Annotated in this window: 15 protein-coding genes; 7 read left to right on the plus strand and 8 right to left on the minus strand. The window is 68.1% G+C overall.

The annotated features are described in order from the left end of the window. Positions 1 to 30 precede the first annotated feature (30 nt). Both K4G53_RS04630 and K4G53_RS04635 read right to left on the minus strand, forming a co-directional pair. Positions 31 to 1,218 (minus strand): 4-hydroxybenzoate 3-monooxygenase, encoded by a 1,188-nt coding sequence (locus K4G53_RS04630; RefSeq protein ID WP_221384329.1) that lies wholly within the window; start codon positions 1,216 to 1,218, stop codon positions 31 to 33. A 103-nt stretch (positions 1,219 to 1,321) separates the two neighbouring features. After that, entirely contained in the window at positions 1,322 to 2,065 is a 744-nt protein-coding gene (locus tag K4G53_RS04635; RefSeq protein ID WP_221384743.1) for an IclR family transcriptional regulator, read from the minus strand. Positions 2,066 to 2,279: 214 nt separating this feature from the next. Between K4G53_RS04635 and K4G53_RS04640 the strand changes: the two genes are divergently transcribed. Beyond that, positions 2,280 to 3,449 carry an aromatic acid/H+ symport family MFS transporter gene (locus K4G53_RS04640; protein WP_221384330.1) on the plus strand — a complete coding sequence of 390 codons (1,170 nt, stop codon included), beginning with the start codon at positions 2,280 to 2,282 and terminating at the stop codon, positions 3,447 to 3,449. Here the strand turns inward: K4G53_RS04640 and K4G53_RS04645 are convergent. Continuing rightward, entirely contained in the window at positions 3,433 to 4,509 is a 1,077-nt protein-coding gene (locus tag K4G53_RS04645) for an FUSC family protein (protein ID WP_221384331.1), read from the minus strand. The genes K4G53_RS04640 and K4G53_RS04645 overlap by 17 nt on opposite strands. A gap of 161 nt (positions 4,510 to 4,670) precedes the next feature. On the opposite strand from K4G53_RS04645, the gene K4G53_RS04650 reads away from it, so the two are divergent. Next, on the plus strand, positions 4,671 to 5,513 hold the full coding sequence (locus tag K4G53_RS04650) for an ACT domain-containing protein (RefSeq protein WP_221384332.1): 843 nt from the start codon (positions 4,671 to 4,673) through the stop codon (positions 5,511 to 5,513). Here K4G53_RS04650 and K4G53_RS04655 read toward each other — a convergent pair. Beyond that, positions 5,473 to 6,006 (minus strand): HPP family protein, encoded by a 534-nt coding sequence (locus K4G53_RS04655; protein ID WP_221384333.1) that lies wholly within the window; start codon positions 6,004 to 6,006, stop codon positions 5,473 to 5,475. The genes K4G53_RS04650 and K4G53_RS04655 overlap by 41 nt on opposite strands. Before the next feature lie 320 nt (positions 6,007 to 6,326). On the opposite strand from K4G53_RS04655, the gene K4G53_RS04660 reads away from it, so the two are divergent. The 5 genes from K4G53_RS04660 to K4G53_RS04680 all read left to right on the plus strand — a co-directional run bounded on the left by K4G53_RS04660 (position 6,327) and on the right by K4G53_RS04680 (position 11,430). Continuing rightward, positions 6,327 to 7,685: an MFS transporter gene (locus K4G53_RS04660; protein WP_221384334.1), complete on the plus strand. Its 1,359-nt coding sequence runs from the start codon at positions 6,327 to 6,329 to the stop codon at positions 7,683 to 7,685. A gap of 78 nt (positions 7,686 to 7,763) precedes the next feature. Next, positions 7,764 to 8,447, plus strand: coding sequence for a GntR family transcriptional regulator (locus K4G53_RS04665; RefSeq protein ID WP_221384335.1), 684 nt, complete (start codon positions 7,764 to 7,766; stop codon positions 8,445 to 8,447). After that, positions 8,444 to 9,232, plus strand: a complete 789-nt coding sequence (locus K4G53_RS04670; RefSeq protein WP_221384336.1) for an aspartate/glutamate racemase family protein — start codon at positions 8,444 to 8,446, stop codon at positions 9,230 to 9,232. Before K4G53_RS04665 ends, K4G53_RS04670 begins: the two co-directional genes overlap by 4 nt. 31 nt (positions 9,233 to 9,263) lie before the next feature. Beyond that, a complete protein-coding gene (locus tag K4G53_RS04675; RefSeq protein WP_221384337.1) occupies positions 9,264 to 10,694 on the plus strand; it encodes an amidohydrolase family protein in 1,431 nt (476 codons plus the stop codon). A 10-nt stretch (positions 10,695 to 10,704) separates the two neighbouring features. Then, positions 10,705 to 11,430, plus strand: a complete 726-nt coding sequence (locus K4G53_RS04680) for an aspartate/glutamate racemase family protein (protein ID WP_221384338.1) — start codon at positions 10,705 to 10,707, stop codon at positions 11,428 to 11,430. 18 nt (positions 11,431 to 11,448) lie between these two features. On the opposite strand, the gene K4G53_RS04685 is transcribed toward K4G53_RS04680, so the two are convergent. The 4 genes from K4G53_RS04685 to K4G53_RS04700 form a co-directional block, all read right to left on the minus strand. Beyond that, positions 11,449 to 12,369: a diacylglycerol kinase family protein gene (locus K4G53_RS04685; protein ID WP_221384339.1), complete on the minus strand. Its 921-nt coding sequence runs from the start codon at positions 12,367 to 12,369 to the stop codon at positions 11,449 to 11,451. Positions 12,370 to 12,440: 71 nt separating this feature from the next. Continuing rightward, positions 12,441 to 13,814, minus strand: a complete 1,374-nt coding sequence (locus K4G53_RS04690; protein WP_221384340.1) for an NAD(P)(+) transhydrogenase (Re/Si-specific) subunit beta — start codon at positions 13,812 to 13,814, stop codon at positions 12,441 to 12,443. Beyond that, positions 13,811 to 14,131, minus strand: coding sequence for an NAD(P) transhydrogenase subunit alpha (locus K4G53_RS04695; RefSeq protein ID WP_221384341.1), 321 nt, complete (start codon positions 14,129 to 14,131; stop codon positions 13,811 to 13,813). Before K4G53_RS04695 ends, K4G53_RS04690 begins: the two co-directional genes overlap by 4 nt. After that, positions 14,131 to 15,303 carry a Re/Si-specific NAD(P)(+) transhydrogenase subunit alpha gene (locus K4G53_RS04700; RefSeq protein ID WP_221384342.1) on the minus strand — a complete coding sequence of 391 codons (1,173 nt, stop codon included), beginning with the start codon at positions 15,301 to 15,303 and terminating at the stop codon, positions 14,131 to 14,133. Before K4G53_RS04700 ends, K4G53_RS04695 begins: the two co-directional genes overlap by 1 nt. Positions 15,304 to 15,321 lie beyond the last annotated feature (18 nt).

Consider the following 15,321-nt stretch of genomic DNA (forward strand, 5'->3'; position numbering starts at 1 on the left):
CAGCCCCGCCGTCGTGCTTTTCAAAGCCACCTAGGAGGAGGCGGGCCAGCCGGTGTAGGCCTCGGCGAGATAGGCCATGCCGTGCCGGGACGAGACCACGGAGTTGAGTTCACCGAGCTGGCGGGCGCGGGAGAAATCGTCCGCGTCGGCCGGGGTGTGCAGCATGGTGGTCATCCAGTAGGAGAACTGCTGGGCCTTCCAGACCCTGGCCAGGGCGCGGTCGCTGTAGGTGTCCAGGAGCGTGTCCGTGCCGGAATTGTAGTGGTTGTCCAGCCCCTCGAAGAGGACCTTGACGTCGTTGATAGCCAGGTTCAGGCCCTTGGCTCCGGTGGGCGGGACCGTGTGCGCGGCGTCGCCGGCGAGGAACAGGTTGCCGTACCGCATGGGGGTGTGGACGAAGCTGCGGAACGGCAGCACCATCTTTTCCAGGACCGGGCCTTCCTTCAGCTCGAAGCCGTTGCCGTTGACCCGGCTGCGGAATTCAGCCCAGATACGCTCGTCATCCCACTCAGCCACGTTCTCCCTGGGATCGCACTGGAAGTACATCCGCTGCACGGTTTCCGTCCGCTGGCTGATCAGGGCGAAGCCGTTGGCGGAGTTGGCGTAAATCAGCTCGTCCGCACTGCGCGGCGCCTCCGCGAGGATGCCGAACCAGGCGAAGGGGTATTCGTGGAAGTACCACTTGCGGTGGGCCTCCGGGATCTGGAACCGGCAGTGGCTGCGGGAACCGTCGGCTCCCACCAGGAAGTCGGCCTGGATCTCGAATTCGACGCCGTCCGCGTCCGTGAACCAGACTTTCGGCTTGCCCTCCAGGTCATGCACTGTGGTGTCCGTGACGCTGTAGCGGACGTCGCCGCCGTCGGCCTTCCTGCGCGCCGCGAGGTCGAGGAACACGTCCGTCTGCGGGTACAGCCACACCGACTCCCCCACCAGGTCCTTGAAGTCGATGCGATGGCTTTCTCCGTTGAAGCGCAGCTCAATGCCGTCGTGCCGGTCACCGTCGCGCAGCACCCGGTCCGAGACGCCGCTGTCCACCAGCAGGTTCACGGTACCGTGCTCGAGGATGCCGGCACGGACGGTTTCGGCGATCTCCTTGTGGCTCCGGACCTCGATGACCACCGATTCGATGCCGGCGTTGGCCAGGAGGTGGGACAGCATGAGCCCTGCAGGGCCGCCGCCCATGATGGCCACCTGGGTGGAAATGGTTTTGCGTGCCATGGTTCTTCTCGCTTCGTTGCGGGCCCCGGAGGGGCGGGATCGGTCTGGCATCCAGTGTGCGGGCCGCGCCGTGACTGCCGTTACACCAATTCCGTTGAACGGATCAGCGATCCGCAAGCTGCCGGGCGATGCCACGTGCCGCGGTCTGGAGCGCGGGCACCAGTGCCTGCAGCCGCATCTCGCGCAGGGGAACCACGACGCCGAGCGAGGCCACGGCGCGCTTCCTGCGGTTGAGGACGGGGACGGCAATGCCCCAGGTGTCCGGATCCACGACGCCTTTCAACTGCGCAAAGCCCTGGTGTGCGGCTTCGCCCAGCAGCACGCGGACGGCGTCCGTGGTGATTTTGCCGGCAGGGTCCGCGAACTGCTCAAGGTAGTCATTCTGGACGGCCTTCTCCTGATGTGCCATCAGTGCCAGGCCCGCCGACGAGACATGGACCGGCATGCGGCCCGCAACCTGGGCGCGGTTGGCCACCGACCCGCGCCGCGAGAGGCGCTCAACGAAGAGCGCCTCCCAGCCGTCCAGCACGGCCAGGTTCACATTCTGGTTGAGGACCTGCTGGATATCCTCCATGAAGGGCATGGCCGCCTGGCGCAGGGCGAGCGTGGGGGAGGTACGGTTCACGAGTTCCCAGAGCCTCAGGCCGGGCCGCACCATGCCGCCCGGCGACGCTTCGAGCAGGCCGTGCGCGGCGAGCTGGCCCACCAGCCGGTGGGTGGTGGTGAGCGGCAGGCCTGCCCGCTGGGCAAGCTCGCTGAGCTGCAGGGCGCTGACATCCTGGGGAAAGGCGGAAATCAGCCGGACGATGCGGTCCACCACCGAATCGCCGGAGGGGGAGTTGGCCAGGACGGTCACCTGCTTCCGTTGAATGGGAAAAGTTGTCCCAGATTACACCCCCTAGTGATACAAACCTCATTGGGGATTTGGGTGACGCTGCCCAAACCACCAAGGCAAAGCAGCCCGCCGCCCGAACTCCTGGAAGATACGCCGAGGTATTTCTATGTCATTTGCGCCATCTCAACACCGTTCCAAGTGGCCGGTCTGGCTTTGCTGGCTGGCAATGGTCCTTGACGGATTTGACCTGGTGGTGCTGGGCACCGTCATACCTACGCTGATCAAGACCCACGACCTTGGTTTCGACGCCGTGGGCGCCACGTGGGCCGCCACCATCTCGCTGGTCGGCGTTGGCGCCGGCGCCCTGTTCATCGCCCCGTTGTCAGACCGCTTTGGCCGGCGCCGCCTCCTGGTGGCGTGCGTCCTGTGGTTTTCGATCTTCACCATTGCCGTGGTGTTCGCACCTAACGTCGCGGTGTTCTGCGTCTTCCGGCTTCTGGCCGGACTGGGCCTGGGAGCATGCCTCCCGGCCGCCCTGGCCTACATGAACGACTATGCTCCGGCAGGTACCGCCGGGAAGTCCACCACACGCACGATGACCGGCTACCACGCCGGCGCCGTGGCCACGTCCTTCCTTGCCCTGATGCTGATCCCGGACTGGCGGACGATGTTCATCGTGGGCGGCCTCGCAGGCTTCGCTCTGGCACCCTTCCTGTGGTTCAAGCTCCCGGAGACCCTCCCTTCCGCCGCAGGGCAAGAACCGGCCGCAGCCCGCGCAAGCTTCCGGGACCTGGCACGGAAGCCGTACCCCCTGGTGGCGCTGGCCATCGCGGCGGCATCCTTCATGGGCCTGCTCCTGGTCTACGGCCTGAACACCTGGCTTCCGCAGTTGATGGCCGGCGCGGGCTACACGGTCAGCACCGGCCTGGTCCTCCTGCTGGTGCTCAACGTCGGCGCCGTGGTGGGCCTGGTGATCGCAGGGATTTTGGCTGACAAGCACGGCACAAAGCGGGTGGTGCTGCTGTGGTTCGGGCTCTCCGCCGTATTCCTGGCGGTCCTGAGCGTCAAGATCCAAAGCGAACTGCTGCTCAACGCGGCAGTCTTTGTCACGGGCGTATTCGTGTTCAGCGCACAGGTGCTGGTCTACGCCTGGGTCAGCCAGCTGTTCCCGGCGGCCCTCCGCGCCACAGCCCTGGGCTTCGCCGCCGGAGTGGGCCGGCTCGGAGCAATCATGGGTCCTGCCGTCACGGGAGCGCTCGTTGCTGCCAACATCGCCTACCCCTGGGGTTTCTACGTCTTTGTAGCCGCTGCCGCCACCGCCGTAGTGGCACTGGCAGCAGTGCCGCACACCATCCGCGCGGTCCGGACGGTGAAGGCGGTCAGGCCGCCGTCGTAACCTGGTCCGGCCTGCTCCGCACACGCCGCCACGCGCCGGGCGCCAGGACCACGGCGATGCCGACGGCGGCACCAATGACCGTCTCGATGATCCGGTCGCGGAGCAGGACGGCAGGGGACGCGGGAACCACCAGGAGCGTGGAGACCAGGGCAAGGGGCGTGACGAAGACCTGGGCCAGGAGGTACTGGCGGATGATGAACATTTCCGCGCCGAACTGGCACAGTGCCATGACCAGCACCGTCTGCCAGGGCTGCAGCCCCACCAGCAGTACCGCTGCCAGGACCAGCAGGCCCAGGACCGTTCCGATGATCCTTTGGATGCCGCGGCGCACCCGGTGCCGCGTGCTGTGCCCGACGAGCGGGACCACAGCCGCCACCATGGCCCAGTAGTTGTGGCCGAACCCCAGGGACTCCCCGGCCCAGGTGGCCAGGGAGCCGGCAAGCCCGGCAGCCCCGAGGTAGCCCAAGCCTTCAAGCCACGCCGCCCGCTTCTCGGCGGGCGTCCGGCGGATGCGTGGCGGCCTGGTCCACGGGGTCCGGTGGCTGGGCAGCACCCGGGACGAAAACCCGACGAGCAGGCAGAACACGGTGGTGAGGACGGCGGCCAGCATGCCCTGCCACAATGGCGGCTGGTTGGGAATGGACGCGATGGCTGCAAAGGCGAAGATATGGAACAGGGAGCCGGCAGGACGCAGGCGCAGCCACGAGATGGCCACCGAGCAACCACCGGCCACGAGGGTGGTGGCCAGGACCAGCAGCCAGGTGTTCGTCCCCGCGTCCAGGCCCCACGCCTGGCCCATCCTCGCCGCGAGCGCCGCCAGGAGGATGACCAGCAGCATCAGCAGGCCGGCCCGAAGCTGCAGCACGAAGCGCACGCCGTGCGGCTCCCCACGGCCGTAGATCCCCGTGAAGGCACCGAACGACGCGAAAATCGCCAGGTCGAGGCGGCCCAGGAGCAGCAGGGTGATCAGCGGGACGAAGACGCCCACCGCACATCTCAGCGCCGGATGGTGGTCTTTGTTCCCGGGGGCAATGCTGAACATCTCGGCCATCATCTTCAAGGGGTAACAGCGCCTTCCTGCAGGGGTGGATTCCGGTGGCGGCCGCGCTGACGTTCCTGCCCTAAATCCTACGGGGCGGGCGCCGGAAGCAGGGCCCCGCGTTCCCATGAATGGAATCGGCAGGCAACGCAGCCGAAACAGCACGCCACAATGCTTGAGTCATGAAGCCCCGTACACGGAACGCGCCCACGGCCGAACTGCGCTGCGAAGTCTGTGGGCTGATGCCCGAACCGCCCAGGACCCGGCAGACCATGGCCACCATCGCGGCGATGCTTCCCGTCGAACTGCTGGTCCACGCCTTGATAGTGGAGGCCCACCTTCCCTACGCGGCCAAGGTCCTGGTGTTGACGCTCACTGCGACGGTCCTGGCGATCTGGGTGGCGGAGCCGTCCGCCGCGCGCCTCCTGCGCGGTTGGCTGCATGCTCCGGCGCTCCGGCACCGGAAGCGGCTGGCGGCAGCACCGGCCCTGTGGCGGGCGCGGGCAGTGCTCCGGGACCAGCCTGGCGCACTGCAGCGGATCACCCGGGCGCTGGCGCGTCTGGACACCAACATCCTCAGCATCCACGTCCACCCGGTGCCGGGCGGGGTCCTGGATGAGTTTGTCCTCTCAGCCCCGGGCCTGGTGGGAGAGCGCGAGCTGCTGGGTGCACTGCTCGACGGCGGCGGCCGCACCCCGCACGTTTGGCCCACCACGGCCTTGGCCATGGCCGACGGGCAGACCCGGGCTCTGAGCCTCGCGGCGCGGATCGCTGCCGCCCCGGACGAACTGCCACTGGCGGTGGCCGAGCTGCTGCACGCAAGGATCGTGCCGCCGTCGGACGCGGGCAGCAAAGGGCCCGACGACGGGACGCGCCTTAAGATCCCCACCGCCTGGCACGGCCCCATCACCTTTTCCCGGCCGGGCGAACCGTTCACCCCGGCGGAGTCGGCCCGGGCCCACCGGCTTGCCGAGTTGGCTGAAACTATGTCTTATTGGCCGGCCGGGTCCCCAGCAGCACGTTGAGACCCCAGCCCACTACGGTGATCAGGATGATGGCCCCGGCCATGGAGGCCAGCTGGACCGGGGTGGACAGGATCCCGAGGCTGACGATCAGCGTGGTGGCACCGGCGGGCGGGTGGGGCAACCCAAGCCAGGTCAGGACGAGGGTTGTCAGGCCCACCGACAGGACCCCGCTGAGGACGTGCAGCGGCGTCAGTCCGCCCACGGGAGCGGAGGGCTGGTCCTGGAAGCCAAAGGCGTAGAGGCAGAGCGCCCCCGCCACCAGCCCCACGCCATGGCCCACCACAGTGTTGAGCGGCCTCGACGCCTTCTCCCCGGGGGATTCAAAGAACAGCATTACCGTCGGCCCGAGGCTTGGAAAGAGCCATGGGAGGTGGAGGAGGAGCCCCACCAGGCCACTCGCGGCAAGCACCACGATGCTGAGGACGGCCGCATAGAGCCCGGTCCCCAGCTTGCCCCAGCGGTCCTTTGCGCGTTGCAGAAGCGGCGTCTCCATGGCGGTTCCTCCTTGCAGTCGGCGAGTCGCTCCCAAGGTTTTTGGGACCTCTCACCGCCCACGTACCCTCGCGGTGCAGTCACAATCCGTTTCTTCGCAGGCCCTGCGGCAAGTTGGGGCCAACCCCTTGACAGTGGCTTGGCTCACTTCTACCTTTGTTTTTGGGATCCCAAATTGGGATCCCAAAAGTGAAGCCCCGCCGTATGCTCCGGAACATCCCCGACGGCAACTTTCCAGCCAAGGGCGGACCCGCCCCGCGCACTGCCTTCCACATTGCCATTCGCTACCATTCCCCGTAACTTCCCCGTGAAGGAGAAGCTGTGTCCATCCCAAACACTGAAACAACGGCCACGCCCGACGAAGCCACGCCAAGCCCCACCGGAACGACCGGAAAGGACGGCACGCAACGGCGCACCGCCGTCCGCTGGCGCCTGTTCCTGCTGCTGCTGGTCCTCGTGTCCGTCAACTACATCGACCGGGGATCCATCTCCGTCGCACTGCCCATCATCCAAAAGGAATTCAACCTCGCCCCCGAACTCGTGGGCTTGCTGCTGTCGGCCTTCTTCTGGACCTACGCGCTCATGCAGGTTCCCGTGGGCTGGCTGATCGACAGGTTCGGTCCGCGCAAGGTCATGACGGCCTCCTGCGTCGGCTGGGGGGCCGCCACTGCGGCGTCTGGCATGGCCGGCGGCTTCCTGAGCATGTTCATCGCCCGGCTCGGCATCGGCGTGACCGAGGCCGGCGTCATGCCGGCCGGCGGAAAGCTCAACGCCATCTGGATGCACAAGTCCGAACGCGGGCGCGGCGCCACCATCCTGGATGCCGGCGCTCCCCTGGGTGCCGGACTGGGCGGCATCATCATCGCCGGACTCATCGCGGCCACCGGCAGCTGGCGCTGGTCCTTCGTCATCGCCGGTGCCGCCACCGTCCTCATGGGCATCGCCGTCTGGTGGTACGTCAGGGACAACCCCCGCGAGCACCGGGGCGTGAACGACGCCGAGGCCGCCTACATCGAGGCATCGCACGCCGCCGAGGACGCCGAGGCGGCCATGGACGGCAGCCAGGGTAAGCGCGGCCTGCTCCCCTACCTCAAGTTCCGCTCCTTCTGGGCCATGTGCCTGGGCTGGCTCGGGTTCAACGGCGTCTTTTACGGCCTGCTGACCTGGGGGCCGCTGTACCTGTCCCAGGCCAAGGGCTTCGACCTGAAGACCATCGGCTGGTCCACCCTGGTGATCTTCGGTGCCGGGTTCGTCGGCGAAATCCTTGGCGGCACCATCGCCGACAAGTGGCGCGCGTCCGGAGCCTCCGCCAACCTCGTGATGCGCACCCTCCTGGGCATCTCCAGCGCCGTGGTGATTGGCGGCCTGGTGGGCGTCACCGTGGTCCCTGACTCCACCACCGCCGTGGTCCTGCTCTCCGTGGTCCTGTTCTTCCTGCGCTGGGTAGGCCTGTTCTGGAGCATCCCCTCCATCCTGGGCGGCCGCACCAACGCCGGCGTCCTCGGCGGAGCCATGAACCTCAGCGGCAACATCTCCGGCTTCGTCACCCCCATCGTCGTCGGCCTGATTGTCGGGGCCACCGGTTCCTACACCTGGGCGCTGCTCTACTTCGTGGGTTCCGCGGTGATCATGGGCGTCTCAGTCCTGACCCTCAACTACAACAAGCGGCTTCCTGTCTAAGCTGACCCTCGCAGGGAAACTTGCAGACAACGCCCCCGCAGCCGGGGGCAGTGCCACACAAAATCCGAATGGAGCACCATGCTGACCGCAGAAGAGACCCAGGACAAGGACCGCCCCCTCCGCGAGACTGTCCGGGACACCCTCCGCACCCGGATTTTCGAAGGGCACTACGCTCCCGGCACGCGGCTGGTGGAACGCGACCTGGCAGCCGAGTTCTCCGTATCGCGGCTGCCGGTCCGCGAGGCCTTGCGCATGCTCCGCCAGGAGGGTCTTATCAGCGACCGCGGCGCACGCGGGGCGGAAGTGAGCAGCCTCAGCCCCAAGGACGTGGAGGACCTCTTCGACGTCCGCCAATCCCTGGAGGTGCTGGCCTGCCGGCTCGCGGCCAAGCGGGCCACCGCCGACGACCTCGCCTACCTCAAGGGGCTGCTGGACGACGCAGAGGGCTTCCTCGCCAAGGGGGCGGTGATGGAGGCCCACCGCTCCAACAGCGAATTCCACGACGCCATCACCGGCATCGCCGACAACAACTTCCTCAAATCCGCCCTGGAGCCGCTGCAGGGCCGCATGCACTGGCTGTTCCGCCACGTCAGCGACCTGCCCGAACTCATCCGCGAACACCGCGAGCTCTACGCCGCCATCGCCAGCGGCGACCCGGACCGGGCGGCCGCCCAGTCCGCGTCCCACATCGGGAAGTACCGGGAACAGTTCCCCGAGGACTTCCAGAAGACCGAACCAGAATTCCACCGGAAGAGAAAATGAAACTCCTGGTCATCAACCCCAACATCAGCGACGATGTCACGGCGCTGATCGAAGCCGAAGCGCTCCGGTCCGCCGCCCCCGGCACGGAGCTGGTACTCCGGACCGCCGGCCACGGCGTCGAATACATCGAAACCCGCTTCGAATCCCTCATCGCCGCGGGGGCGGTGGCCGAGGTCATCGCCGAACACACCCGCCCCGGAGCGGCTCCAGTGGACGCCATCGTGGTGGCAGCCTTCGGCGATCCTGGCATGCCGGCCCTGAAGGAGCTCGCAGCGGTGCCCGTCATCGGCATCACCGAGGCCGCGCTGTGCGCAGCGGCGCTGCAGGGGCACCGCTTCTCCATCATTGCCATCTCCGACCGGATCAAACCCTGGTACCGCGAATGCGTGGAAGGATTCGGCCTGGCCGGCCGGCTCGCCTCCATCCGCTCCATCAACGAATCCCTCAACGGCATCGGCGCCGTGCAGCAGGACTTCAAGGAAACCCTCCTGGCACTCAGCCTGCAGGCCGTCACCGAGGACGGCGCCGACGTCGTCATCCTGGCAGGTGCCCCGCTCGCCGGACTGGCCCGGGACCTGCGCGGCCTGATCCCGGTCCCCGTGGTGGACGGAATCTCCGCGGGGGTCCGCATGGCGGAGGCAGTGGCCGGGCTGCAGTCCGGCCCCCACCGCGCCGGCGCCTTCGCCGCACCCCCCGCCAAGGACCGCAAGGGCCTGTCCGGCAACCTGGAGGCTGCATTGGCCGCCCGCCAGGAGAACGCCGCCCTGCCCCAGCCCTCCGCCTGATCCAGACTTCAACCATCCAAGGAGGACACCGATGTCCAACCAGCCAGAACTCGTCATTTCCAACGCCACGGTTGTCAACAGCTCCGGCCGCCGGGCAGCACACATCGTGGTGCAGGACGGGCGCATCGCCGCCCTCCTCGACGCCGCCCAACCGGCGCCTGCCGCGGACCGCACCATCGACGCGACCGGCAAGCTCGTCATTCCCGGCGGCGTGGACGGGCACTGCCACGTGGCCCAGGTGACCGGGCGCTTCCGCACCCTTGACGACTACCGGACCACATCCACCGCCGCGCTGTGGGGCGGCACCACCACCATCATCGACTTCGGCATCCCCCGGGATGCGCAGGAAACCCCCCTGGCCGCCGTCCTGCACAAGAAGGAACTGGCCACCGACTCCCGCTGCGACGTGGCCCTCCACGGGGCCGTGATCAGCTGGGACGAAACAGTCCCCTGGCAGCTTGAGCAGCTGGCCGCCGAGGGCGTGCGCTCGGTGAAGATGTACACCACCAACCGCGGGACCACCATGGCCGACGGGGACACGATCCTGAAAGTCATGCGGGAAATGGCCAGGCTGGACGGGCTCACCTACATCCACGCCGAACACGACCCCATCATTACGGACTGCACCGAGCAGCACGCGCAGGACGGCCGGATCGGCATCGAACACCTGCACCGGACCCGGCCCGAACTGGCTGAAGAAATCTCGGTCAAGGAAACCCTGGCCCTGGCCGAATACACGGGTGCACCCGTCTACTTCGTCCACCAGTCAACCCCCGGCGCGGTGGACCTGGTGTCCGAAGCCCGGACACGCGGCCTCGAAGCCTTCTCCGAAACCTGTCCGCACTACGTCACGCTGGACGACTCCGTCTACTCCTCGGCCTTCCCGGAATGGTTCGCCTGCTGCCCGCCCATGCGCAACCCCGAAACGGTGGCCGCCCTCAAGGAACGCCTGGCCGCCGGCGCCATCCACACCATTTCCTCCGACCATTCCTGCTACGACCTCTCGCAGAAGCGCGAACGCACCGACGACGTGCGCTTCATGCCCCACGGCCTGCCCGGCGTGGAGACCCGGATGCCCGTCACGTTCACGGCGATGACCGCCGCCGGCGCCACGGTGGAACAGTTCGTCAGCGCCTTCGCCGCCGAGCCGGCCCGGATCAACGCCCTGCCCGGCAAGGGCGTGATCGCCGAAGGGTTCGACGCCGACCTGGTGGTTTTCGATCCCGCCGAGGAACGCACCGTGGACGGCAGCGCGCTGCACATGGGAACGGACTTCTCACCCTTCGACGGCAAGGCGCTCACCGGCTGGCCCGCCGTCGTGGTTTCCAATGGCCGCGTGGTCCTGGACGCAGACGGCTTCCACGACCCCGGAGCCGCAGGGCGGTTCGTGGCCCGCAACGGTTTCCGGCAGCACCAGTCCGCCGCCGCCGAAGCCGCCCACCTGCCCGCCGCCATCTCCTAAGGAGCACCGCATGCCCGCAACCACACGCCCCTTCCGTATCGGTATGATCGTGCCGTCCTCCAACACCTGCCTGGAACCGCAGACCTACCGCATCCTGGGCGCCCGCACCGACGTTACGGTGCACTTCACCCGGATCCCGGTCACCCGCATCGCCCTGGATGACTCCTCCGACCGGCAGTTCGATCCCGCCGTCATGCGCGAAGCGGCAAAGCTGCTGGCGACGGCGGACGTGGACGTGATTGCCTGGAACGGCACGTCGGGTTCCTGGCTGGGAGCCGCGCACGACCACGAACTGGCCGCCGAAATCAGTGGCGCCACCGGCATCCCGGCCACCACCTCCACCCTGGCCTACCTCGAGGCGTTCCGGATCTTCGGCACCGAGCGGATCGGGCTGTTCACCCCCTACACGGAGGACGTGAACCGCCAGGTCATCGCTTCCTATGAGCGCGAAGGCATCAAGACCGTGGACCACCGGGCACTGGGCCTGAGCGACAACGAGTCCTTCGCCCGGGTCACCGACGACGAGATGCGCCCCGGCTCCCTGGAACTCGCAGCCGCCTCACCCGATGCCCTGGTGTACCTCTGCACCAACCTCTACGGGGCCAACATCACGGCGGAGGTCGAAGAAAGCACCGGAGTGCCCGTTCTGGATTCGGTGGCGGTCACCCTCTGGCATGCGCTGAAGCTGGCCGGCGCGCCGCTGCTGGAACCGCGCTGGGGCAGGCTGCTGGGCTGAACGACGCTGCCCGGCGGACTACATCCGCAGCGTGAGGGCGCCAGGCTCCATGGTCATCCGGACGTGCTTGTTCTCGCCCTCGTGGTCGCCGTCCAGCTGGTAGTTGTCGTTGTGCTCCAGGGTGATCTCCACCGTCTTGCCCTGGAAGTACTCCACGGCGGTGTCCTTGGTCTTCCCCTTGCCGATGATGCCTGCCAGCACGGACAGCCAACCCAGCTTGCCGTGGTGGGGGGCGAGGACGGCGATGTCCAGCAGGCCGTCGTCAATCTTGGCCTCCGGGAAGATTTCCAGGCCGCCCTGGACCTTGCCGCAGTTGCCCACCATCACACTGCGGACTCCCCGGTGGACAACCCTCTTGCCGTCGATCAGCACGGTGGCCTTGACCGGTTTTCCGGGCAGGTTCCGGATCCCGGCATCGACGTAGGCCAGCCAGCCCACCTTGTGCTTCAGTTCCTGGTTCGTGTCCGCCATGATGGTGGCGTCGTAGCCCATTCCCGCCATCACCAGGAACACCTGGTCCTTGTCCGGGTCGCTCCGGCGGGCGCGGACCACGTCGATCTTCCGTTCCGTGCCCACCAGGGCTCCGGACAGGGCACCGTCGAAGTCGGTCACGTCGATGCCCAGGTTGCGGGCCAGCAGGTTCCCCGTGCCCAGCGGCAGCAGGCCCATGGGAATATCCCCGCCGGCAAGGACTTCGGCGACACAGCGGACGGTGCCGTCGCCGCCGGCCGCGATGATGAGGTCCGCCCCCTGGGCCAGTGCCTCCTTGGCCTGCCCGACGCCGGGGTCCTCCTCCGTGGTCTCGAACCACAGGGTTTCGCCCCAGCCGTTTTCCTCACAGTGCTTGGCCATGAGGTCGCGCACGTCGATATCCACCGTCTTTGCGGGATTGATGACCACGGCGGCACGTTTGGGCGAAGGGGAACTGGTGTCAGTCATGGCGTCCTCTGATGGCGGATTGAAAGCAAGCTTCTGAAAGAAGGGTAACCCGCCGCGGGTGCGGTTCCGGACTACAAGGCCTTGACCGCACCCAGCACCTGGGCCAGGGAGTCCTTCGCGTCCCCGAACAGCAGCGAGGTCTGCGGTTCATACAGCAGGTCGTTCTCGATGCCGGCAAAACCCGGCCGCATGGAGCGTTTGAGGAACACCACCTGCCGTGCCTGCGCCACCTCCAGGATGGGCATCCCGTAAATGGGCGAGCCGGATGAGGTCTTGGCTGCCGGGTTCACCACATCATTGGCCCCCACCACCAGGACCACGTCAGTCGTCTTGAACTCCGGGTTGATGTCGCCCATTTCCTTGAGCGATTCGTAGGGCACGTTCGCCTCCGCCAGGAGCACATTCATGTGCCCCGGCATACGTCCGGCCACCGGGTGGATGGCGAAGTCCACGTCGACTCCCCGCGCTTGCAGGGCCTGCGCAAGCTCCGCCGCAGTGTGCTGCCCCTGGGCCACGGCCAGCCCGTAGCCGGGCACGATGATGACCCGCTGGGCGTATCCCAGCAGGACTGCCACGTCCTCAGGCGAGGACGAACGGACCGGACGCTCGCTCACGGCCGTGGAGCCCGCCGTCGAACCTCCCCGGAAGGCGCCGAACAGGATGCCCGCCACGCTCCGCCCCATGGCCGCCGCCATGGCGCGGGTGAGGATGGTACCGGACGCTCCCACCAGGGTGCCGGCCACCACCAGCAGCACGTTGCCCAGCACCACGCCGGACGCCGCGACCGCCAGGCCCGTGAAGGCGTTCAGCAGCGAGATGACGATAGGTACGTCCGCGCCGCCCACCGGCAGCACCAGCAGGACGCCGGCCGCGAGCCCCAGGAGCAGCAGCAGGCCCGCAAGCACCGGCGAACCGGCCAGGACCACGGCCACACCGCAGGCCACCGCGGCGAGCAGCACCAGTGCCATCACCACCGGAAGTCCCGGGAACACCACGGGCCGGGTGGTCATCAGCTCCTGCAGTTTGGCGAACGTCACCGCCGAGCCTGCAAAGGACACCGCCCCCACGAGCAGCGTGAACACGATGGCCAGCCGGACCCAGGGATTGTCCGTGTGTCCCAGTTCCAGGAGGGCCACCAGGGCAGCGGCACCACCGCCGACGCCGTTGAACAGCGCCACCAACTGCGGCATCTGGGTCATTTTCACGCGCCTGGCCACGGGCGCCGCGACCGCGCTGCCCACCGCGATGGCGCCCAGGATCCACGGAATGTTGTCCATCCGGACGGACAGGAAGACGGTAATGACGGCGATCAGGGCACCGAGTGCGCCCACCAGGTTCCCCCGCCGGGCAGTGCGCGGGGAGCTGAGCCCGCGCAGCGCCAGGATGAAGCAGACCGCGGCCGCGAGGTACAGCAGGGCGGTCCAGACGGGGTCGAGGAAGCTCATTTGCCGCCTGCCTTCCGGGCGGCGGCCGTCTGGCCCGCGTCCTTCCTGGCGTGGAACATGTGCAGCATCCGGTCCGTCACCACGAACCCGCCCACCAGGTTGGCGGTGGCGAGGACGACGGCGAGCAGCGCCACGGCCAGGACCAGCGGCTCCGCGGCCTGGCCGGCCACGATGATGGCGCCCACCAGGATGATGCCGTGGATGGCGTTGGCGCCGGACATCAGCGGCGTGTGCAGGGTGCTGGACACCTTGGACACCACCTCGAAGCCGACGAACACCGCCAGCACCGTCACCGTCAGCAGGGCAATGCCGTCCATCAGAGCGCTCCTTCCCTCGCCGTGGCCGCCGCCCGTTCAGCAAGCAGCGCGGCCGTGGGCTGGTGCCGCACTGCGCCGTCATGCGTCAGGCAGGCACCGGCCACCACTTCGTCGTCGAAATTCGGGGTGAGTGCGCTGTCGCGGACCAGCAGGGACAGCAGGTTGGCCACGTTCTTGGCGTACAGCCGGGAGGCGTCCGACGCCATGGCCGAGGCCGGGTCCTTCAGGCCCACCAGGGTGACCGTCCCAGTGCCGTCGGCGGTGGGGATCGGGATGTCCTGGCCGGGCACCGATCCCTCCACGTTGCCGCCGGACTCCGCGGCGAGGTCGACGACGACCGATCCCGTACGCATGCCCTGCACCATCTCGCGGGTCACCAAAAGGGGTGCGGGACGCCCGGGGACTGCCGCCGTCGTAATCAAAACGTCCGCCTGGGCCACGTGCGGTGCCAGCAGCTGCCGTTGCCGGGTCCCGGCGTCGGAACTCAGCTGCCGGGCGTAACCGCCGGCGGCCTCCGCCGTCTCAAGGTCCAGCCGGATGAAGGTGCCGCCCATCGAGGCCACCTCATCCGCCGAGGCGGGCCGGATGTCGTTGGCGAAGACCCGTGCACCCAGCCGCTTGGCGGTGCCGATGGCCTGCAGCCCCGCCACGCCGGCCCCGAGGACCAGTACCCGTGCCGGCGGAACCGTGCCGGCCGCCGTCATGTAGAGCGGAAAGAACCGGGGCAGCCGGATGGCCGCTTCAAGGACACAGCGGTAGCCGGCCACCAGCGCCTGGGAGCTGAGTGCGTCCATGGACTGGGCGCGCGAGATGCGGGGCACGAGTTCCAGGGCGAAGGACGTGACGCCGGCGTCCGCGAGCGCCTGCACGGTGGGCAGTTCGGACGACGGCGACGCGAGGCCAACCGTCACGGCTCCCCGCGGGAGTGCCGCGGCCATGTTCGGGTCCAGGGGGCGGACATGGGCCAGGACGTCGATGGCCCGGGGGTCCAGTTGGGGGACGATGGCCGCGCCGGCCTGCCGGTAGTCCAGGTCGGGGTGCCCGGCGGCCTCCCCGGCGCCGGCCTCCACCAGCACCTCCAGGCCCATGCCCGCCAGCTGCTTCACCGTATCCGGGGTGGCGGCAACGCGCCGTTCACCCTCCCGCCGTTCCCGCGGAATGCCCAGTTTCACCCGCCGACTCCCCTTCCT

The sequence above is a fragment of the Arthrobacter sp. MAHUQ-56 genome (assembly GCF_019710585.1).
In the GTDB taxonomy this organism is placed as follows: Bacteria; Actinomycetota; Actinomycetes; order Actinomycetales; family Micrococcaceae; genus Arthrobacter.